The 20523-nt window shown below is 61.7% G+C and carries 17 protein-coding genes and 1 pseudogene; 7 read left to right on the top strand and 11 right to left on the bottom strand.

What is annotated here, in order from left to right:
• Positions 1 to 50: 50 nt before the first annotated feature.
• The 4 genes from PMI03_RS28425 to PMI03_RS28410 all read right to left on the bottom strand — a co-directional run bounded on the left by PMI03_RS28425 (position 51) and on the right by PMI03_RS28410 (position 3310).
• The gene (locus PMI03_RS28425; protein ID WP_007702345.1) at positions 51 to 1064 is read right to left on the bottom strand and encodes a LacI family DNA-binding transcriptional regulator; all 1014 of its coding nucleotides are present in this window, start codon (positions 1062 to 1064) and stop codon (positions 51 to 53) included.
• A 132-nt stretch (positions 1065 to 1196) separates the two neighbouring features.
• Positions 1197 to 1529: a hypothetical protein gene (locus PMI03_RS28420; protein WP_007702343.1), complete on the bottom strand. Its 333-nt coding sequence runs from the start codon at positions 1527 to 1529 to the stop codon at positions 1197 to 1199.
• Complete coding sequence (locus PMI03_RS28415; protein WP_007702341.1) at positions 1526 to 2413, bottom strand: NAD(P)-dependent oxidoreductase; 888 nt, start codon at positions 2411 to 2413, stop codon at positions 1526 to 1528. Before PMI03_RS28415 ends, PMI03_RS28420 begins: the two co-directional genes overlap by 4 nt.
• A gap of 138 nt (positions 2414 to 2551) precedes the next feature.
• A complete protein-coding gene (locus tag PMI03_RS28410; RefSeq protein ID WP_007702339.1) occupies positions 2552 to 3310 on the bottom strand; it encodes an SDR family oxidoreductase in 759 nt (252 codons plus the stop codon).
• An 87-nt stretch (positions 3311 to 3397) separates the two neighbouring features.
• Between PMI03_RS28410 and PMI03_RS28405 the strand changes: the two genes are divergently transcribed.
• Complete coding sequence (locus tag PMI03_RS28405; protein ID WP_007702338.1) at positions 3398 to 4345, top strand: 2-hydroxyacid dehydrogenase; 948 nt, start codon at positions 3398 to 3400, stop codon at positions 4343 to 4345.
• A 10-nt stretch (positions 4346 to 4355) separates the two neighbouring features.
• The gene (locus tag PMI03_RS28400) at positions 4356 to 5387 is read left to right on the top strand and encodes an L-idonate 5-dehydrogenase (RefSeq protein ID WP_007702335.1); all 1032 of its coding nucleotides are present in this window, start codon (positions 4356 to 4358) and stop codon (positions 5385 to 5387) included.
• Between the two features lie 72 nt (positions 5388 to 5459).
• Here PMI03_RS28400 and PMI03_RS28395 read toward each other — a convergent pair.
• Positions 5460 to 5878: pseudogene (locus PMI03_RS28395) on the bottom strand (GlcG/HbpS family heme-binding protein).
• A 79-nt stretch (positions 5879 to 5957) separates the two neighbouring features.
• On the opposite strand from PMI03_RS28395, the gene PMI03_RS28390 reads away from it, so the two are divergent.
• Complete coding sequence (locus PMI03_RS28390) at positions 5958 to 6848, top strand: SMP-30/gluconolactonase/LRE family protein (RefSeq protein ID WP_007702328.1); 891 nt, start codon at positions 5958 to 5960, stop codon at positions 6846 to 6848.
• A 56-nt stretch (positions 6849 to 6904) separates the two neighbouring features.
• Here PMI03_RS28390 and PMI03_RS28385 read toward each other — a convergent pair whose 3' ends face one another.
• The 6 genes from PMI03_RS28385 to PMI03_RS28360 all read right to left on the bottom strand — a co-directional run bounded on the left by PMI03_RS28385 (position 6905) and on the right by PMI03_RS28360 (position 14414).
• Positions 6905 to 7819, bottom strand: coding sequence for a homocysteine S-methyltransferase family protein (locus PMI03_RS28385; protein WP_007702325.1), 915 nt, complete (start codon positions 7817 to 7819; stop codon positions 6905 to 6907).
• A 43-nt stretch (positions 7820 to 7862) separates the two neighbouring features.
• Entirely contained in the window at positions 7863 to 9473 is a 1611-nt protein-coding gene (locus PMI03_RS28380) for an ABC transporter ATP-binding protein (protein WP_007702324.1), read from the bottom strand.
• Positions 9466 to 10296: an ABC transporter permease gene (locus PMI03_RS28375; RefSeq protein WP_007702323.1), complete on the bottom strand. Its 831-nt coding sequence runs from the start codon at positions 10294 to 10296 to the stop codon at positions 9466 to 9468. The genes PMI03_RS28380 and PMI03_RS28375 overlap by 8 nt, the downstream gene beginning before the upstream one ends.
• Positions 10293 to 11273 carry an ABC transporter permease gene (locus tag PMI03_RS28370; protein ID WP_037220249.1) on the bottom strand — a complete coding sequence of 327 codons (981 nt, stop codon included), beginning with the start codon at positions 11271 to 11273 and terminating at the stop codon, positions 10293 to 10295. Before PMI03_RS28370 ends, PMI03_RS28375 begins: the two co-directional genes overlap by 4 nt.
• Positions 11274 to 11460: 187 nt before the next feature.
• On the bottom strand, positions 11461 to 13044 hold the full coding sequence (locus tag PMI03_RS28365; protein WP_007702321.1) for an ABC transporter substrate-binding protein: 1584 nt from the start codon (positions 13042 to 13044) through the stop codon (positions 11461 to 11463).
• A 185-nt stretch (positions 13045 to 13229) separates the two neighbouring features.
• Positions 13230 to 14414, bottom strand: coding sequence for a M20 family metallopeptidase (locus PMI03_RS28360; protein ID WP_007702320.1), 1185 nt, complete (start codon positions 14412 to 14414; stop codon positions 13230 to 13232).
• A gap of 648 nt (positions 14415 to 15062) precedes the next feature.
• Between PMI03_RS28360 and PMI03_RS28355 the strand changes: the two genes are divergently transcribed.
• From PMI03_RS28355 to PMI03_RS28340, 4 genes are all read left to right on the top strand, one after another.
• Positions 15063 to 15578 (top strand): RNA polymerase sigma factor, encoded by a 516-nt coding sequence (locus tag PMI03_RS28355; RefSeq protein WP_007702319.1) that lies wholly within the window; start codon positions 15063 to 15065, stop codon positions 15576 to 15578.
• A 163-nt stretch (positions 15579 to 15741) separates the two neighbouring features.
• Positions 15742 to 16749: a FecR family protein gene (locus PMI03_RS28350; RefSeq protein ID WP_007702316.1), complete on the top strand. Its 1008-nt coding sequence runs from the start codon at positions 15742 to 15744 to the stop codon at positions 16747 to 16749.
• A 128-nt stretch (positions 16750 to 16877) separates the two neighbouring features.
• A complete protein-coding gene (locus tag PMI03_RS28345) occupies positions 16878 to 19352 on the top strand; it encodes a TonB-dependent siderophore receptor (RefSeq protein WP_007702313.1) in 2475 nt (824 codons plus the stop codon).
• Positions 19280 to 20512, top strand: a complete 1233-nt coding sequence (locus tag PMI03_RS28340; RefSeq protein ID WP_309574493.1) for an ABC transporter substrate-binding protein — start codon at positions 19280 to 19282, stop codon at positions 20510 to 20512. The genes PMI03_RS28345 and PMI03_RS28340 overlap by 73 nt, the downstream gene beginning before the upstream one ends.
• Positions 20513 to 20523: the final 11 nt, after the last annotated feature.

The raw sequence follows: 20523 nt of genomic DNA, 5'->3' as shown, positions 1-20523 counted from the left end.
AACGGCGCGGCCTTCGGGCCGCGCTTTTGCATTTGGCAAATAGGCAAAATCTAGCGGCTGCTGTCGCGCACGATCAGCTCCGGCGTAATCCTGACATCCTCGATAGCCGACCCCTCATCCAGAATATCGAGGATTAATCGGGCGGTCTTTTCGCCGATTTCGCGCGCGAAAGCGTTGATCGTCGTCAGCGTGGGCACGCAGACCTCGCCGATTTCATAATTGCCGAAGCCGCCGATCGCAAAACGCTCCGGCACGGGCACGCCAAGACGGCAACATTCGGTCAGCGCACCATAGGCCGCGAGATCCGACACGCAGACCACTGCCTGCGTGTCCGGATGGATTTCGATCAGCCTTGCCATCGCATTGGCGCCTTCGCGCATCGAAATAGGCGGCACTCCGGCGGCAATCAGGCGGGATGCATCAAGCCCGTGCGCCTCCATTGCGGCAATGAAGCCGGCCCGGCGCTCGCTGCCGCGGGTATCACGCCCGACATCGCCGCCGATGAAGGCAATGCGACGATGGCCGGCGCTGACAAAGTGATCCACCATCTGGCGAACGGCGCCTGCATTGGAAAAGCCGACATAATGCCCGATCGGCTCGACCGGGATATCCCAGGTCTCGATCACCGGAATATTGACCGTCTCCAACAGGCGGCGCGCGCGCGGCGTATGCTTGCCGCCAGTCACGACGATTGCCTGCGGCTTGCGGCGCAGAAGCTGCTCGATGAGCCGCTCCTCCTCCTGCATGTCGTAATTGGTGTAACCCAGCAGGATCTGCATGTTGCGCGTGGCGAGCGTATCGGCAAGCCCGCCAACGGTATCTGCGAAATTGGCGTTGTTGATGGAGGGAATGGTGACGGCGACGAAATCCGACTTTTGCGAGCGGAAATTGGAGGCCGTGCTGTCGAAGACATAGCCCAGATCCTCGGCAGTCTTGAGAATGGCCTCCCTGGTCTCGGCGCTGACGAGACTGTCCGCCTTGAATGCGCGTGACACGGTCATGGGGGAAACTCCCATGACGCGGGCAATGTCAGCCATGGTCGGCGGCTTGCGGATATTGCTCATCGACAGCCTATGTTATCGTTACCACAAGAGTAATATGCATCGCCTCTAAATGGCAAGTGCATGCCCTTTGCTTATCCTAAGACGAGAAGACGGGGGTATGGCTCCCGTCGGACAGACGTCGCGGCAAGAGGCTTACAGCACGAACTCATTGGCAACCGTTACGTGATGGTGGATGCGGCCCTCGAAGAACCGCGAGAGCACTGCTTCCGTTGCCGCACGCGCCTCGGCCCGAGCAGGACTTGCAAGAGCGGCCTCGACCGCGGCCGTATCGGGATAATTGATGGCAAGGATCATCGGATATTCCGGAGCGCCTTCGTCCCAGGCCTCGGCAAAGGACACGCGAACATCGAGAGCGCCGGGAAATTGCTTCCATTTCGGCAGAATGGTCTCCATGACCGCCGCGCGAAATGCTTCCGTTTCGCCATCCCTGACCTTGCCTTCGAATAGTGCGTATCGGGTAATCATTCGGCGATCTCCTTGTTCGGTCCTTTGAAGAATTCCATCAGCGCCGCCTGATCCTCGCCGCCGAGGCCGGCGGCGGTCAGCATGCGGTGAACTTCGGCGCAGACGGAGGTCAGTGGCATGGCGGTGTTGGTGCGCCGGGCAAGGTCCTGCGCGCCGTTCAGATCCTTGACCATGTTGTCGATCCGGCCGGTGCGGCGATAATCCTTGGCCACGTAACGCGGCATGTATTCCTGCAGCAGGGCGCTGTCGGCCCGTCCACCCTTCAGTGCCTGCGGGATCTTGGCGGCATCCACGCCGGCGTCGAGCGCGAGCTGGGTCGCCTCGGCAACGGCGAGAAAATTCAGTGCGCAGAGCACCTGATTGATCAGCTTCGTGGTCTGGCCTGCGCCCGATGGCCCCATATGGGTGTAGTTCGAAGCGACATGCCTAAGCACCTCATGCGCGTCGGCGACATCCTGCTCGCTGCCGCCGGCCATCAGCGTCAACTGGCCGATCAGCGCCTTCGGAGCGCCACCGGATAGCGGGCTGTCCACCCAGCGCAGACCCTTTGCCGCTGCGTCCGCGGCCAGTGCCTTGGTGGCGTCGGGATCAATCGAGGACATGTCGATGATCAAGGTACCGGGTCTGGCACCTTCGGCAACGCCGCCGGCGCCGAACACCGCAGCCCGTACGATGTTTGGGGAATTGAGGCTCAGAATGACATAATCCGATACGGCAGCCGCTTGCGCCGCGCTGGGCGCAGCGCTCGCGCCCTTGGCCGTCAACGCCGCCACCTTCTCCTTGTCGAGGTCGAAGACCGTCAGACTGTTGCCGGTCTCGGCGAGGCGCGTGCCGATGGCTCCGCCCATTGCGCCCGCGCCGATCAGCGCAACCTTGTTGCTCATGGCTGTTCCTCCTCCAAAGCCGCGACATCAGTCCCGGCGCCCGTTTCGAACGGTGATCCATATTCGTTGTCATAGTCTGCGCGTCCTCATCGCGCCGACCAGGAATTTGCCGCAGCCGAGACCGCCTGCGGCATCCCTTTAAAGCGATGCGGTGATCCCGCCGTCGACATAAAGCACATGCCCGTTGACGAAGGAGGAGGCATCGGAGGCCAGGAAGACGCAGGCGCCGACCAGTTCCTCGACACGTCCCCAACGGCCGGCCGGGGTGCGCTTCTCAAGCCATGCCGAGAAATCGGCGTCGGCAACGAGCGCGGCGTTCAGCGGCGTATCGAAATAGCCCGGCGCGATGGCATTGCATTGCAGCCCATACTTGGCCCAATCCGTCGCCATGCCCTTGGTGAGATTGCCGACGGCGCCCTTGGTTGCCGTGTAAGGAGCGATCGAGGGGCGTGCCAGTGCGGTCTGGACGCTCGCAATATTGATGATCTTGCCGGCACCACGCTTGATCATATGGCGGGCAGCGGCCTGACCGACGTTGAAAACGCTTGATATGTTGGTGCGAAGAAGCCGCTCGAACGCATCCGCGGGGAACTCTTCCAGCGGCGAGCGGAATTGCATCCCGGCATTGTTGACGAGAATATCGATGGCGCCGGTCCCGGCCTCGAACGCGTCGACGGCGTTGCGGACAGCTTCATGATCGGTCGCGTCGAAAGGCAGCGTGTGAACCTTGCCCTCGAACAGGGCCGCAGTCCTGGCAAGCTTTTCCGCGTCGCGGCCGTTGAGCACCAGTTCAGCGCCTGCTGCCGCCAATCCTTTGGCAAGCGCAAGCCCGATGCCCTGGGACGAGCCCGTTACAAGAGCACGCCGCCCTTTCAGATCGAAGAGGCCAAGAGACATCGTTTCCTCCGTTTTTTATCTCGACAAATGCTGTTCCTCTTGTTTATGTTATCGATAACATTCGATGTCAAGGGAAGATGCAAAAAGATGGACAAGCCGATAATTCTTCAGATCGGACCCTATCCGCAATGGGATCAGGAGCCTCTGGACGCAGCGTTTCGCGTTCATCGTTATTTCGAATCCGAGGATAAGACGGCTCTTCTAGCGGACGTCGGCCCATCGGTGAAAGCGATCGCCACGCGCGGCGAACTCGGAGCCAATCGCGCCATGATCGAGGCCTGCCCCAAGCTGGAAGTGATCTCGGTCTACGGCGTCGGCTTCGACGCGGTTGATCTCCAGGCCTGCCGCGAACGCGGCATCCGCGTGACGAATACGCCCGACGTCCTCACCAACGATGTCGCCGATCTGGGTATTGCCATGATGCTTTGCCAGTCACGCGGCATGCTCGGCGCCGAAACATGGGTACGAGATGGAAGCTGGGCGAACAAGGGCCTTTATCCGCTGAAGCGCCGCGTCTGGGGACGCCGCGCCGGCGTGCTCGGCCTTGGCCGCATCGGCTTCGAGGTTGCCAAGCGGCTGAAGGGCTTCGACATGAAGATCGGCTATTCCGACGTCGAGGCAAAGAGCTACGCGACCGACATGGAATTCGTGGCCGATCCGGTGAAGCTGGCGGAGCAATCCGATTTCCTGTTCGTGACGCTGGCGGCGTCTGCCGCGACCCGTCACATCGTCGGACAAGAGGTGATCGAAGCGCTCGGTCCGGAAGGCATGCTGATCAACATTTCGCGCGCCTCCAACATCGACGAGGAAGCGCTGCTGGACGCGTTGGAAACCCGCAAGCTCGGGTCGGCGGCGCTCGACGTCTTCGAGGGCGAGCCGAAACTCAATGAGCGTTTCCTGGCTCTGGACAATGTTCTTTTGCAGCCCCACCACGCCTCGGGTACTATCGAGACCCGCAAGGCCATGGGACAGCTCGTCCGCGACAATCTCGCCGCCCATTTTGCCGGCCAGCCGTTGCTGACACCCGTTCTGTAAGGAGAATGACATGAAAGCCATCGTCGCTCACGCCGCCAAGGACTTGCGGATCGAGGACTATCCGGAGGAAGAGCCGGGTGCGGGAGAGGTCAAGCTGAAGCTCGCCACCGGCGGGGTCTGCGGCAGCGACCTGCACTATTACCATCACGGCGGCTTCGGCGCCGTCCGCCTGAAGCAGCCGATGATCCTCGGCCACGAAGTCAGCGCGACGGTTACGGCTCTCGGCCCCGGCGTCGAAGGGCTAGAGCTCGGCCAGCTCGTCGCGGTTTCGCCATCGCGCCCCTGCCGAACCTGCCGTTACTGCCAGCAAGGCCTGCACAATCAGTGCCTGAACATGCGCTTCTATGGCAGCGCCATGCCGTTTCCGCATATTCAGGGCGCATTCCGCGAAACGCTGGTCGCCGATGCCATTCAATGCGTCCCCGCCGACGGCCTGACGGCCGGTGAAGCCGCGATGGCCGAACCGCTCGCCGTCACCCTGCATGCGACGAAGCGCGCCGGCGAGCTGCTCGGCCATCGCGTCCTCGTCACCGGCTGCGGACCGATCGGCGTACTGTCTATCCTCGCCGCGCGCCGCGCCGGTGCCGTGGAAATCGTCGCGACCGATCTGTCGGATTTCACACTTTCCCTTGCAAAGCAGGCGGGCGCGGACAGGGTCATCAACACGAAGGAAGACCCTGAGGCACTCGCCGCCTATTCAGCCGACAAGGGCACCTTCGACGTGCTTTATGAATGCTCAGGCGCTGCCGCTGCCCTCATCGGCGGCATCGCCGCGCTCCGGCCGCGCGGCATCATCGTGCAACTGGGTATCGGTGGCGACATGACGCTGCCGATGCTGGCCATCACTGCGAAGGAACTGGACCTGCGCGGCTCGTTCCGCTTCCACGAGGAATTTGCCTTCGGGGTCGACCTGATGCGCAAGGGCCTAATCGACGTAAAGCCGCTGATCACCCATTCCGTGCCGCTGAATGACGCCATCAGCGCCTTCGAGATCGCCTCGGACCGCAGCCGAGCCATGAAGGCGCAGATCGTCTTCGCCTGACGCATCAAATGAACGAGGGCCGCCGGCAAGGATGATTTGCTGGCGGGCGCCGTTCACAAATGATCAGGCTGTTCAGTCCAGATCCGCCCCGATTGCTTTCAGCGCAACAAGGGCAACCGCCTCGTCCTGCTCTCCCGAGCCGGAGCCAACGCCGATCCCGCCGACAAGCACACCGGAAATGCGGATGGGAAGACCACCTCTGAGGCCGGTCACCTCACTTGGGTCGCAGCCGCCAACAAGAGCTTGGCATGCTCGGGAACGGAATGGCTCGGTGCGCCGATGGATGCCGCCGTCCGTGCCTTGGCGAGCGCGCTTTTCAACGACAGGAAGCGCGTGCCGCGCATGCGGAAAGAGGCAAGCAACACACCACTTGCATCGACGATGGCGATGCATTGCGGCTGCCCCATTGCGGTGGCTTCGCCGATCGCCGCGCTCAACAGCGTCATCACGCCTTCGTCGCTCAAGACACTCGACGCCACAATATGGCTCATGCATTATCCTCCCGCTTGCGGACGCATCCGATTATGTTATCGATAACAGAATGCAACATTATGGGAGGTAATGTCAAAAATGTCGTTCTTCGAAATCGTGGATCCGGCTTTCGGTCGCTTCGTCCTCGGCAATGCTCCCGTAAAGCAGATTGCCACCGGCTTCGATTGGGTGGAGGGGCCTGTCTGGTTCGGCGACCAGAACTGCCTGCTGTTTTCCGACATCCCCAACAACCGCATCATGCGCTGGATACCGGGCCTCGGCACCAGCATCTTTCGCGAGCCGTCGAACTTCTCCAACGGCCATACGCGCGACCGGCAGGGGCGCCTTGTGAGCTGTGAACATGGCGGTCGGCGCGTGACCCGGACGGAATATGATGGCCCGATCACAGTGATCGCCGACAGCTATCAGGGCAAGCGGCTGAATTCGCCCAACGATGTCATTGTCGCCTCGGATGGCGCCATCTGGTTCACTGACCCGCATTACGGCATCGCCACCGATTACGAAGGCTATAAAAGCGAGCAGGAATTGCCCTGCAACGTCTATCGCGTCGATGCTTCAGGCTCGATGTCAGCGGTACTCACCGATTTCAATTGCCCGAACGGGCTTGCCTTCAGCCCCGACGAAAAGAAGCTTTATGTCGCCGATACCGGCCGCATGCATAGCAACGATCCCCAGCATATCCGCGTCTTCAACGTCGGCGAAAACTGGCGGCTGACCGGCGGCGAAGTCTTTCATGTGATCTCGCCGGGCTGCGCGGACGGTATGCGGCTGGACAGCGACGGCAATCTCTGGTCCTCCGCGCGCGATGGCGTCCATTGCATCGCGCCGGACGGCCATCTCATGGGCAAGCTGCTGGTTCCCGAGACAGTGTCCAACCTCTGCTTCGGCGGGCGCGGCAAGCACAAGCTCTTCATTACCGCGACCACCAGCGTCTACGCGATCTCGCTCAACAGAAGCGGCGCGCTTTAAGACTTGGCCGGTCGGACCGGCCTTGCCTCATCGCGCCAGCATGGAACATCAACTGCTCAGACGCAGCGATAACGGCCAGACAGCGCGTGGATGTGATCCACGCCGATGCCGCAGCAGCCGCCGATGATGCTGGCGCCGGAGGCGGCCCAGCGTCCGGCCCACTGGCCGTAGCTGTCGGGGTCGAGATCGTTGCGGATCTCGGTCAGCGTGGCATTAGCCTCTTCGTCGTCCTGCTGCGACGGGAAGGCGTTGGCGTAGACGCCGACCTGAATGTCCGCACCCAAGGCGGCGAAGGTGGCGCGCGCCGTTTCGATGGCTGCTTCCATGACTTCCGGCATGCTGCAATTGAAAAGCATGGCCTCGCCACCGAAGGAGGCAACGAGCTCGGCGGCGGCCTTGACGGTCTCGTTCGAGCGCAGTAGCGGCTCCGGCATGTCCAAAGGAGCGAGATCATCGCGCAGGGTGAAAGATATCCAGAGGGGCTTGCCGGTCGAAAGCGTAGCCTCGCGGGCGGCGCGCGCCTCGGCAAGACTGCTCTGGGTTTCGGCGAGCCACAAATCCACGTAAGGCGCCATGCCGCCGACCAGCGTGTCGAGATAGTGCCCTGCCCGCTTGGGATCGAAAAGATCCGGCTGGTAGGAGCCGAAGACCGGCGGTAGCGAGCCGGCGACGAGGATCTTGCGATCCGTCGATGCATCCGCCGCTTCGCGCGCGATGCGGCCGGCGCGTGCGGCCAGCATGGCGCCATCGGCCTCGAAGCGCTCGTCGCCGATATGGAACGGTACGACAGCATAGCTATTTGTCGTGATGACGTCAGCGCCGGCCTCGATGTAATTGTCATGGACCTTGCGGACGAATTCAGGGGCTTCCATCAAGGCCAGCGCCGACCATTCCGGCTGGCGGAAAGGCGCACCGATCCGTTCGAGTTCGCGGCCGGTGCCGCCATCGAGAATAAGTCCGCGCTTTGTCATCGTGTCATTCCTTGTGTCTTCTATTTCGTAATTTCGGCAGCAGTCAGCGAGCCGCTTTTCCGGGCGCCCGCCTGGCGATTGCCTCGTCCAGCCAGCCGGGGCGCATTTCCGGGACCGATGCGATCAGCTTTTCCGTATAGGGGTCGAAGGGCGGCGCCAAAACATCGCTCTTGCGGCCATAGCGCACCACCTTGCCGTCCAGCATGACCGCGACCGTATCGGCTATCGCCCGCACGATGGCGAGATCATGCGTGATGAACAGATAGGATGTGCCGCTCTCATTTTGTAGCCGCGTCAGGAGACCAAGAATGCCTTCGGCCACCAATGGGTCGAGCGCCGATGTCGGCTCGTCGCAGATGATCAGTTTGGGGGCCGCGGCCAGCGCGCGCGCAATGCAGATGCGCTGTTTCTGGCCGCCGGAGAGTTCCGAGGGATAGCGATCGCGCATGGTCTGCGCCAGCTCGACCTGATCGAGCAGCGCCATCACGCGGCGGTCGAGTTCCACGCCGCCAAGGCCGAAATAAAAGGCAAGCGGGCGAGCAAGGATCGCCTCGACGGTCTGGCGCGGGTTGAGCGCAAGATCGGGGATCTGGTTGATAATCTGGATGTCACGCAGGATCTCCCGTCCGCGTGACGCAAGGTCGCCCGGCAGGGCCTGCCCATCGAAGTGCAGGCTACCCTTGGCGGCCGGCAGCAGGCCTGTGACGACCCGCGCCAGCGTCGATTTCCCCGAGCCGGATTCGCCCACGACCGCCAGTGTTTCACCGCGACCAATGTCCAGGCTGATGCCTTTCAGCACGGTCGTGCCCGGCGTGTATCCCGCCTCTATGCCCTCGATGCTGAGAAGGGCCTCCGCATCTGCCGCCGGCTTAGCCGGCTTTTCGGACTGGCGCATGGCGACCAGCTGCTTGGTGTAGTCTTCCCGCGGCGCGTTGAAGATGCGATCGACCGGCCCCTGCTCGACCATTCGGCCATGGCGCAGCACCAAGATCTCGTCGGCTACCTGCGCCACCACGGCCAGGTCGTGTGAAATGTAGAGCGCGGAAGTTCCGGTCTTCTCGATCGCCTGCTTGATGGCGGCGAGGACTTCGATCTGGGTGGTCACGTCGAGCGCGGTCGTCGGCTCGTCGAAGACGATCAGTTCGGGATGCGGGCAGAGCGCCATAGCCGTCATCGCACGCTGCAACTGTCCGCCCGACGCCTGATGCGGATAGCGATCGCCGAAATTCTGCGGATCGGGCAAGCCGAGCAGAGCAAAAAGCTCCTTTGCCCGCGCTATGGCATCGCTGCGGTTCATCAGACCATGCCAGAGCGTAGCTTCGATTACCTGCTCAATCAGCGGATAGGCCGGATTGAAGGCCGCCGCGGCCGACTGGGCGACATAGGTGACCGCGGCGCCGCGCAGGCGCCTGGAATCGCGACCGCGCAAGACCAGGATATCGGTGCCGTTCAGGTCCGCACGTCCGCCGGTGATGCGCAAGCCGTCGCGGCTATAGCCGAGCGAGGCGAGCCCGATCGTGGATTTCCCCGCCCCGGATTCACCGATCAGGCCGAGTACGCGCCCTTTTTCCAGCGTGAAGGACACCTTGTCGACGATGGTCTGATCGCCGGCCTTGATCTCCAGATCGATGACTTTGAGCAAGGTATCAGCCATGGCGGCGAACGCCTTTCAGGCTGGTCGTCTTCTGGAGCATCCAGTCCACGACGAGATTGACGCAGATGACGAGGATCGCGATTGCAGCACCCGGAATGAGGGCGGCAAAGACACCGAATACCAGCCCATCCTTGTTCTCCTTCACCAGGCTGCCCCAATCGGCAATCGGCGGCTGGACGCCAAGGCCGAGGAAGGAAAGTGTCGACAGGAAGAGAATGGCAAAGGCGAAACGCAGGCCGAATTCGGCGAGCAGCGGCGACAATGCGTTCGGCAGGATTTCCCGGAAGATGATCCAGCTCCAACCCTCGCCGCGAAGGCGCGCCACCTCGACATAATCCAGGGTAACCAGATCGCTGGCAAGCGCCCGGCTAACGCGGAAGACCCGCGTCGCGTCGAGCCCGGCCATGACGAGGATGAGCACGATCATGGTTTTCGGCAGAACGGCAAGCACGACCAGCGCCAGGATCAGCGTTGGGATCGCCATCGCCAGATCGTTCAGCCGCGACAGCACCTGATCGATGATGCCACGGCGGACGGCGGCGTAGAAGCCGAGCGATACGCCGGTGACGAAGGCAAGGACGGTCGCAAGCGCCGCGATGACGAATGTGATGCGCGCGCCCCAGAGCAGGCGCGAAAAGAGATCGCGGCCGATATTGTCCGTGCCGAGTAGTGCGTCGGCGGATGGCATGTCCCATACGCCGCCGACCACTTGCGAGACCGGATGCGGTGCGATCCAAGGCGCCAGCACCGCCATGATAAGAAAGATAAGCAAACCGGTAAGGCCGATCACCGCCAGGGGCGTCAAACGCGGCAGATTTCTCATCGCGGATGCCTCAATCGGGGATTGGCCAGGATCGCGACCATGTCGGCAACGATGTTGAGCAGGATATAGACGGCAGCGAATATCAGGCCGGCGGCCTGCACGACCGGCACGTCGCGCTTGGCGACATGATCGACGAGATACTGGCCCATACCGGGATAGACGAAGATCACCTCGACCACGACGACGCCAACGATGAGATAGGCGAGATTGAGGGCGACGACATTGACAATCGGCGACACGGCATTCGGCAGCGCATGCTTCCAGATGATACGCCAGCCCGGCAGTCCCTTCAGGAACGCCGTCTCGATATAGGGAGACGCCATGACGTTCAGAAGCGCTACCCGCGTCATCCGCATCATGTGCCCGACGACGGCAAGAACCAGCGTCAGGCAGGGCAGCAGCATGGTGATGAGGCGTTGCCCCAGGGGCATGGCATCGGAAACTGTCGCGCTGCTCGGAAGCCAGAAATGGCTGACCGAGAAATAGGCGATCAGCAGATAGCCCGCGAAGAACTCCGGCAGCGATATGGCGCTGAGCGTCACGATACCGATGGTCCGATCGACCCAGGTTCCGACGTAAAGCACGCAGAGGATACCGAGCAGGATGGACAAAGGCACGGCAATGATCGCCGCCATCGCCGCCAGATAAAGCGTGTTCTTCAGGCGCGGCGCGATACTCTTGGCAATATCCTGGCGATTGCTGTAGCTGCGCCCGAAATCGCCGCGCACGGCACCGCCCAACCACTCGACATAACGCTGCGGCGCGGGCTTCTCGAGACCAAGCTCCTTGCGGATGCTGGCGACCGCTTCCGGCGTTGCCTGCTGGCCGAGCATAGCGGTTGCAACATCACCGGGCAGGATCTGGGTTCCGGCAAAGATGACCAACGACACCGCCCACAACAGCACCAGACCGAGAGCCAGACGCTTAATGAGCAGGCGCAAGAGATGACCGCCGGCCGACTTGCGTGCCGGTGGCATCACTGCCTGCGTTTCGAGCTGGATCTCCTCAGCCAGAGGCTGGTTGTTCATCTGTCTGTTCCGAAAAATTCCACGCATGGCCGCTATCGTGAATGACAGCGTAGCGCAACGGTTTAGCAGCCCTACCGGGAAAAAAGAGCCCCCGGATGGCAATCCGGGGACCGATAGGCATTCTGTTGCGGGTGTCTTAGGCCTTGAGCCAGGCGCGCTCGGCGATGCGGTAGCCGCTAAGATCGCCGCCGCCCGGCACCGGCACATAGCCGCCGACCTTGTCGCTGGCCGCCGCCAGATTGTCGACGAAGAGCGGGATGATCTCGCCGCCTTCATCCACCAGCTTCACCTGCAGGTCATGATAGATCTGCTTACGCTTGGTCTCGTCCAGCTCGACACGCGCCGCCGCCAGCAGCTTGTCGAAGGCCTCATCGCGCCAGGCGGTTTCGTTCCACGGCGCGTCGGACTGGAGGATCAGCGACAACATGGCGTCGGCCGTCGGGCGTACCGACCAGTTGGAGGCGACGAACGGCTTCTTCAGCCATACTTCGTCCCAATATCCATCCGAGGGAACACGGTCGACATCAATGGTGATGCCGGCCTTGGCGGCGGAAGCCTGATAGAGCTGTGCCGCGTCGACCGAGCCGGGGAAACCGTTGTCGGACGCACTAAGCTGGATGCCACTTGGCGAGCCCGCCTTCTTGAAGTGGAACGACGCCTTTTCGGGGTCATAGGCGCGCTGCGGAATATCCTTGGCGAAATAGGGGTTCCAGGAGGCGATCGGATTATCGTTGCCGATAGCGCCGGTGCCGACGAGAAGGCTCTTCTGCAACTCCTCGCGGTCGATCGCATATTTCAGCGCCAGCCGCAGGTCGAGATTGTTGTAGGGAGCAGTATCGACCCGCATCGGGAAGCAGTACATCGTGTTTTCCTGCGAGCGCAGGATCTGCACGCCAGGGCGGGCGGTAAGCCGGCTGACGGATCGCGGTTCGACACGGTTGATGATATGCACCTGTCCGCTCAACAGCGCCGCCATGCGGGCAGTCGCATCGCTCATGGCGATGGTTTCGACGGAATCGACGAAGGCGCGGTCCGATGCCCAGTAGTTCGGATTGCGCTTGGTCAGCGCGCGAACGCCCGGCTGGAAGTCTTCGAGGATGAAAGCACCTGTGCCGACACCCTTGTCAAAGTCGCCGCCGTCGGGGCCGATGCCGAGATGGTAGTCGACGAGAGCGGCCGGGAAATCGGCATTGCCCGAATTCAGCGTCACGGTCACTTCATGCGTGTCGGAGGCGCTGATGTCGGTAACCGCCAGAAGCTGGCCCTTGCCGCCGGAATTGCTCTTTTCGCCGCGGTGATGATTGAGCGAATAGACGACGTCCTGCGCGGTCAGTTCCTTGCCATTGTGGAACTGGATGCCCTTCTTCAGCTTGAAGACCCACTTGCTGCCATCGGGCGTTGCCGGTTCCCAGCTTTCGGCGAGCGCGCCGATCAGCTTGCCATCCGGGCCGAGCTCGACGACGGTGTTGAAGAGCTGAAAGCCGACCGTGTACATATAGGCTTCGGTATAGAAGGCGGGATCGAGCCTGTCCGAGCTCGACGCCGTATCCAACCCCAGCACGAGATGTCCGCCCTTGACCGGCGTTTCCGCCTGCGCCGCAGCGCTGCCGGGAAGCAAAAGCCCGCCTGCCGAAAGCGTCGCCGACAGGGCGCCCGCTGTTTGCAGGAACCGGCGCCGTGTCGGCTGCAGGATGTTCGAAATCGTCTTTTCGCCCGGCATTAAAATCTATTCCTCTTCATCTGATGGCTTCCGGCTCCGCATTGCGGTGGCCGCGTGGCACATTTCCTATGGTATCGGCTAACATCAAGCCCGCAATTTCCTCCTAAAAATCAACGATCCGGAAGAAACAAAATGCAAAATCGGTTTGGCGACCGGTCCCGTGTCGTAAATAGAGGCTTCGCCGGCTAAGCCAGGAGCTTTGCGGCGGCCAACGACAGCGCTACGACACCGTTTGCGATACAGCGCTCGTCCGGCTGGTAGTCGGAATTGTGGACGCGATCGTTGCGGCCTTCCTGGGAGGAGCCGACGCCAAGCTGGAAGGCCGGAACCTTCGCGCCGACCAGAGCGAAGTCCTCCGCGCCGAGGCCTGCCTCGCGCTCCAGGACGACGTCGCCATAATGCTCGCGGATCGCCGACATGGTGGTCGTCAGAATATGCTCGTCATTGATCAGCGAGGGCACGCCGCGCACGTAGTTCACCTCGCAGCGAACGCGCATGGATGCTTCCAGCCCCTCGCAGACGCGGCGCATGGCAGCCTCGATCACGTCGCGGGATTCCGCGTCCTGGCAACGAACCGTTCCCATGATGGCAACGGAGTCGGGAATGATGTTGTGCGTGTTGCCGCCATGAATGGAGCCGACGGTCAGGACCGCCGGGCGCATCGGGTCGACCTCGCGCGAAACGATTGCCTGCAATTGTGTGATGAGATGCGCAGTGGCAACGACCGGATCGATTGCCGCATGCGGGCGCGCGGCATGGCCGGATTTGGCATGGATGGTAATGTCGAACTCGTCGGAGGAGCCGTTCGATATGCCCCGGATGAAGCTGAACGTTCCGACGGGCTCATCCGGATAATTGTGGAAGCCGAGCGCATAGTCGACACCATCAAGCACGCCGTCGACGATCATCGCCGCCGCGCCGCTTTCCTGGGTTTCCTCGGCCGGCTGGAACATCAGTTTCACGTTGCCGCTGAGACGGGGGGCAATCTCCTTGAGGATCGCGCCGACGCCGATCAGCGTCGCCGTATGCAGGTCGTGGCCGCAGGCATGCATCTTGCCTTCGATCTGGCTGGCAAAAGGCAGGCCGGTCTGCTCCTGCATGGGCAGGGCATCCATGTCGGCCCGGATGAGGAGCGTCGGGCCGGGACGCCCGCCCTTGATAAAGCCGACGACGCCGGTGCGGCCAATGCCGGTCTGATGCTCGATCCCGAGGTTTGCGAGCTCACGGGCGACCACGCCGCTCGTCCTGACGACATCGAAGCCGGTCTCGGGATGGGCGTGGATATCGCGGCGAACCTCGATCAAATGCTCTTCTTGCTGCGATGAAAGCTGCTGTATGAGCGCATTGAGATCATTGACGTGCGAATTCATCTTGCTGGTATCCCGGAGAGCCTGTGGAGAAGAGCGCTTTGCCTTCATTCGGTGCGGCAAGCGACCTAACGGACATTGAGTATTTGAACGATTAGCCTCGAGCTGCTTGGAGAGCAACATTTCCAAGCCTTGATCCTGCAAATCCCCGATCATTCGCGGACACCGCAAGGCCAAGACGCCCCGATCTTCGCTCATTCCCCACTTTTTTCGCCGCGCTTCACCCGCAGGCTAGTCGGCATGACGAAACTGTTGCACGGGCGCAACGCCGGCTGATCAATTCATAGACTGCCAAGGGCGTGTAACGCCCCGCCTATCATTCAGCCGGACGGCAGAGGCGCAATAAAATCAAGTAGAAAACATGTGAATTACAATCCACTTTTATTCGCGTCCGCACGAAAGTTTGCATCCATTCTAAATCACTGCCGTTGCAAGGTTTTTTCAGTCCGCCTATGGCAGGATCGGTGTTTGGGTAAAGCCCTTTGCCCAAGACCGATGACACGGGTGTGATTGATTGTCGACGCGAACTGACCGGGACACGGGAACGGGACACGAGCGGGCGTGGAAACCGGCAGGTTTCGCGGCTGCCGCCGCGATATGCGTTGATTTCGACTATTGGGTATCGTCAGGCTTGAGGAAGGAGGCGTCGTCATGCCCTCCGTCTTGAACACCATATTCGAGACCCAGCGGCGCTCCCTGCTGTGGAGCGTGATGCGTATCGTGCGTGATCCCCAGACGGCCGAGGATCTCGCGCAGGAGACCTATGTCAGGGCGCGGCGGGCAGCCGACAGCGGCCCGATCGAACATGTCGAGGCCTTCCTGCACCAGACGGCCCGCAATCTTGCGCTGGATCATCTGCGCCGCAAGAACACCCGCGCCAACGTCGAGGCCGAGGGCGTCGAGGAAGCGGCCATCGCCGCCATCGCCGCCGATATCCCCTCCGTCGAGGATGCGATCATCGAGCGGGAGAGGCTGTGCTGGTTCAAAAAGGCGCTTTCCGGACTTCCCGAGCGGGCGCAGACGATCATGGTTCTCAGTCGCCTGGAGGAATGGTCGAATGTCCGCATTGCCGACCATCTTGGCGTCTCCGAACGGACAGTGTTCAATGATCTGAAGCTCGCCATGGGGCATTGCCGGGACGCGCTTGCGCGGCTCGACAAGAAGTGATCCCCTGATGGTAATGACATCTATCACGTTGCGGGGTTTAACCCTTCCCGTCACTGGCTTGCGAGACATCGTATGCCCGAGGGAAGCCTTTTTTGCCGGGTTTCAGATTACCGAACGTCTAGGTTATAGGGACCCGCGATGCACTGAAGATGGGATGGCCTGAGTGGGACGGAACGGCACGGACAATGAGGACGAGACGGGCGAAGGCTACGTTCACGATGATCCGATCGCCGATGCGGCGCTCGAGTGGTTCGCCCGCCTGCGCAACGCCGAACCCGACGCCGGCACCATGCGTGATTTTCAAGCCTGGCTCGATCACAACACGCGACACGCGGAGGAGTTTCACGCCCTTGAGGCAATGTGGGGCTCAAGCGCCTTTGCAAAAGCGGTCGCCTCTCTCCCGATGGCGGAAAGCGCCGCCAAGCAGACCGCCACGTCGCGGCGGCAGGGATTGCGCTGGCTTCCGCGCCTTGCGGCCGCGGCTGCGGTGGTATTGGCCGTGCTGGGTGCCTGGCAATATCCGAAACTGATGCTGGCCTGGCAGGCCGACTATATCACCGCGACCGGCGATCAATCCACGATCCACCTCCCCGACGGCTCGACCATGATCCTCAACACGGCGTCGGCCGTCGCGCTTGATTTCCAGAACGGCCAGCGCACAGTGCGGCTGCTCAAGGGCGAGGCCTTCTTCGACGTGCAGCACGATGCGTCCCATCCCTTCAGGGTGACCGGCCATTTCGGCGAAGTCGAAGTCACCGGCACGGCGTTTTCGGTACGGACCGATGACGACTCCGACGATGTCGTGCTGGAACGCGGTCATGTCGAAGTCACCTGTCTTTGCAATGCGGCCGAGCAGGTCAGGCTGGAGCCCGACGAGGCGGTAACGGCGACAGCCACGTCATTGTCGGCGGTGCGAAAGACCGATCCGTCCCGCGCACTCGCCTGGCGCGATGGACGCATCATCTTCGACGATCAGCCGCTTGGAACCGTGCTCAACGAGCTGCGCCGCTATTACGGCGGCACGATCATTGTTGCCGACAGCCGCATCAGCCGCCTGATCGTTACCGGCAACTATCGTCTCGACAGTATCGAAGGCGCCATTCGCACCCTGGCGGATGCGGCGGGCGTAGGAATGACCCGGATTCCAGGCGGAATCATAATCTTGCGATAATTCCTCAACTTTTTTTGCCGGTTCCGCATTCCCACTGCGTCTAGGTATTGAAGGGTGACGGTTGCGCGCGTTGCGGTCCGAACCCTCTGGGGCCAGAAGGGATTATCGGCAAGATGGAAATGGGGCGAATGTCATCGCATGGGCAGCAGATCAGGAAACATGGGAACGAGCGCATTCTGGCGCGGGCACTTCTGGCATCGACACTTCTAAGCTGCCTCAGTGTCACTTCCGTATCGCCCGCCATGGGGCAGCAAGCGCGTCCGGCCGCCACGCAGGCGATGAATTTCCAGATCCCGGCCCAGCCGCTCGACTCGGCCGTCAGCGCTTTCATTCGCGCAACCGGCTGGCAGATCAGCTATTCCTCGGCAATCGCACGCGGCAAGACATCCGGTGCTGCGATCGGGTCGATGACGCCGACGCAGGCCTTGCAGCGCCTCGTTGCCGGCACCGGCATCGTCCTTCGCATCGGCGCACCCGGCTCGGCCGCCCTCGTCGATCCCACCACCACGGCAGCAAGCGGAACGGCGGCCGATGGCTCGACCGTGCTCGCGCCGATCACCGTGACCGGTCAGGATGGGGCATTCGGCCCAACCGACGGCTATATCGCGCAGAATGCCCTGACAGGGACGAAAACCGGCACGCCCCTGATCGAAACGCCGCAGTCGGTCTCCGTCGTTACGCGCAAGCAGATGGAAGACCAGAATTCGAAGACCGTTTCGGAGGCACTGCGCTACACGCCGGGTGTCGCCGCCGAGACGCGCACCGGGCGCTATGACTATCCGAACATCCGCGGTTTCGGTACGCCGGGCGGCTCCGAGGCGAATTGGGTCGGGCTCATGGATGGGCTGCGCATGCCGCGCGGCATCTACTACATCGCGCCGTCAATCGACCCCTATATGCTGGAGCGGGTCGAGGTGCTGAAAGGCCCCTCCTCTATCCTTTACGGCGCCGTCAATCCGGGCGGCGTGGTCAACCTCTGGAGCAAGCGCCCGACGGAAGAGCCCCTGCACGAGGTCGACCTGCAATACGGCACCTTCAACCGCAAACAGATCGGCTTCGACTTCAGCGGTCCGGTCAACAACGACAACACGGTACTCTATCGCCTGACCGGCGTTGCGCGCGACGCGGATTCTCAGGTCGATTTCGCCAAAGATCAGCGTCTCTCGATCTCTCCGGCGGTGACATGGCAGCCGGACGGCGACACCAAGCTGACTATTCTCGGCAATGCCCAGCGCGATCCGGATGCCGGGAACTTCAACTATCTCCCCTATGTCGGCACGGTGAAATCGGCATCCTGGGGCAAGCTGTCACGCAACTTCACCGAGGCCGATCCGAATTTCGACCAGTCGCAGCGGTCGCAATATTCGATCGGCTATGAGTTCGAGCATCGCTTCAACGACATCTGGACCGTGCGGCAGAACCTGCGCTTCATGCACGCCGACTATGATTACAAATCGGTCTTCCAGAATGGATGGCTGACGCCGACCCAGCTGTCGCGCATGTCGATCCATTCGGTCGAATCCTTCGATGGTCTCGCCATCGACAACCAGGCCCAGGCCGAGTTTTCGACGGGCGAGATCCAGCACACCGCGCTGTTCGGGCTGGACTATCGCCGCAACAATGCCGACGTGAAGATGGGCTATGGGGCAGTCGATCCGCTCGACGTGCTCAATCCGGTCTACTACCAGACCATCGCATCGCCGAGCCTCGATTATGTGACCAGCCAGAGGCTCAACCAGACCGGCGTTTACGTTCAGGACCAGATGAAACTCGACAACCTGTCGCTGTTGACGGGTATCCGTGGCGACTGGGTCGACGCCGAGACCCGCAACAATTATGCGCCGGCCTACGTGCCCCAGTCGGACAAGGCTTTTTCCTGGCGCACCGCCCTCATGTATAATTTCGATAATGGCATCGCACCCTATGCCAGCTATTCGACGTCCTTCGAACCGGTGCTCGGCACGGACTGGTCGGGCAATCCGTTCAAGCCGACCAAGGGCGAGCAATATGAAGTCGGCGTCAAATACCAGCCGGATGGCTGGGAAAGCTTCCTCACGGCATCGCTGTTCGACATCACCCAGCAGAACGTAAAGACGGCGGACCCGGATACTTCGCATCCTTATGCCTCCGTGCAGACGGGCGAGGTCCGGTCACGCGGCGTCGAGCTGGAGGCTCATGTCAACGTCAACGACAATCTGAGTCTGATCGCCTCCTACTCCCATATCGATATCAAGAATACCGAGGACACGACCTATCAGGGCAAGCGTCCTTATGGCGTGCCAAGCAACCTCGCCTCGCTCTGGGCCAACTACGAATTCGACGATGGTACGTTGGACGGCCTCAGCCTCGGAGCCGGTGTCCGCTATGTCGGCTCGTCCTATGGCGATGCCGCCAACAGCTTGAAGGTTCCCTCCTACACGCTGGTGGACGCTGCCCTGCGCTACGACTTCGGCAAACTGAACCCCGACATTAAAAATCTGCAGCTCTCGGTCAATGCGACCAACTTGTTCAACAAGACCTTCGTATCATCATGCTGGAGCGAGACTTCGTGCTTCTACGGCAATGGCCGGACGATTACCGCCAACCTCAAATATCGGTGGTAGTGCAAGTGCTCGGGCTGAACCTCCTGCTTCGAACAACGGTAGTATGCCGCGCGCGTCTCATCGCACGCGGCATACTGATCATTGTCACTTACGCCGCGATCGTCTGCGGTGCACAGGCGGCAAACGCACAGCTCGCGACCTTCACCGACATCGCCGGACGGACCATCGAACTGTCCCATCCGGCCCGCCGCGTCATCCTCGCCGATGGCCAGTTGCTGACCGCCCTGGCCTTACTCGAGTCCGATCCGACTGAACAAGTCGTCGGTTGGGCGGATAATTTCGTTCGGTTCGATCCATCGACTTATGGCCAATACAGGCAGCGCTTTCCCCGTATGGCGGACATCTCGGTCGTTGGCGGGACGACCGCCGATACGTTCTCCGTCGAAAAGGCGCTGAGCCTTCGGCCGGACCTCGTCATCGTCCCGCTCTGGTTCGGCACGTCCAGCACCATGGAGACGCAGTTGAACGCGGCTGGCGTCGCCGTCGCCTATGTCGATTTCTTCAACGACCCGATCAAGAATACCGCCGCCAGCATGCGGATTCTTGGCAAGGCGCTCGGGCAGGAAGGCCGTGCCGAGGCCTATATCGATTTCTACGAAAGCCATATGCGGCGGATTTCGGAGCGATTGGCCGGTGCCGACGTCACCAGGCCCAAGGTCTTCCTGCATGCCCGCGCCGGTGGCTGGGAATGCTGTTGGTCGGCAGGCGGCAAGGTCGGTGAATTCATCGAGTTCGCCGGCGGCGAGAACATCGCGAAATCGGTTGTCAAGGGCGCGACTGGCCAGCTCAGCCTCGAATATGTCCTATCGCAGGACCCGGACATCTATATCGCAGCCGGCGGAGCCGATCTTCCCGGCAGCGGCGGCTTCATGATCGGTCCCGGCGCTTCCGCGGAGCTTGTTCATTCCGCGCTGAAGGATGCGGCACAAGAGCCGGGGATCGGCACGCTCTCGGCTTTCGCAAAGGGCCGCGCGCATGCGCTTTGGCTCTTCTTCTTCCATTCCCCAACCAATGTGCTTGCGGTCGAGGCGATGGCGAAGTGGTTTCATCCGGATCTGTTCGCCGATATCGACCCGCAGAAAACGCTGGCGGAGATCAACGAAAAATTTCTCGCGGTTCCGATGCAAGGAACCTACTGGGCCGATCTTCTCGATCCGTGACCCCTCTCCCA

This window comes from Rhizobium sp. AP16, assembly GCF_000281735.1.
GTDB lineage: Bacteria > Pseudomonadota > Alphaproteobacteria > Rhizobiales > Rhizobiaceae > Rhizobium > Rhizobium rhizogenes.
The sequence above is the reverse complement of the archived record's forward strand: the minus strand, read 5'-3'. Positions and strand labels throughout refer to the sequence as shown.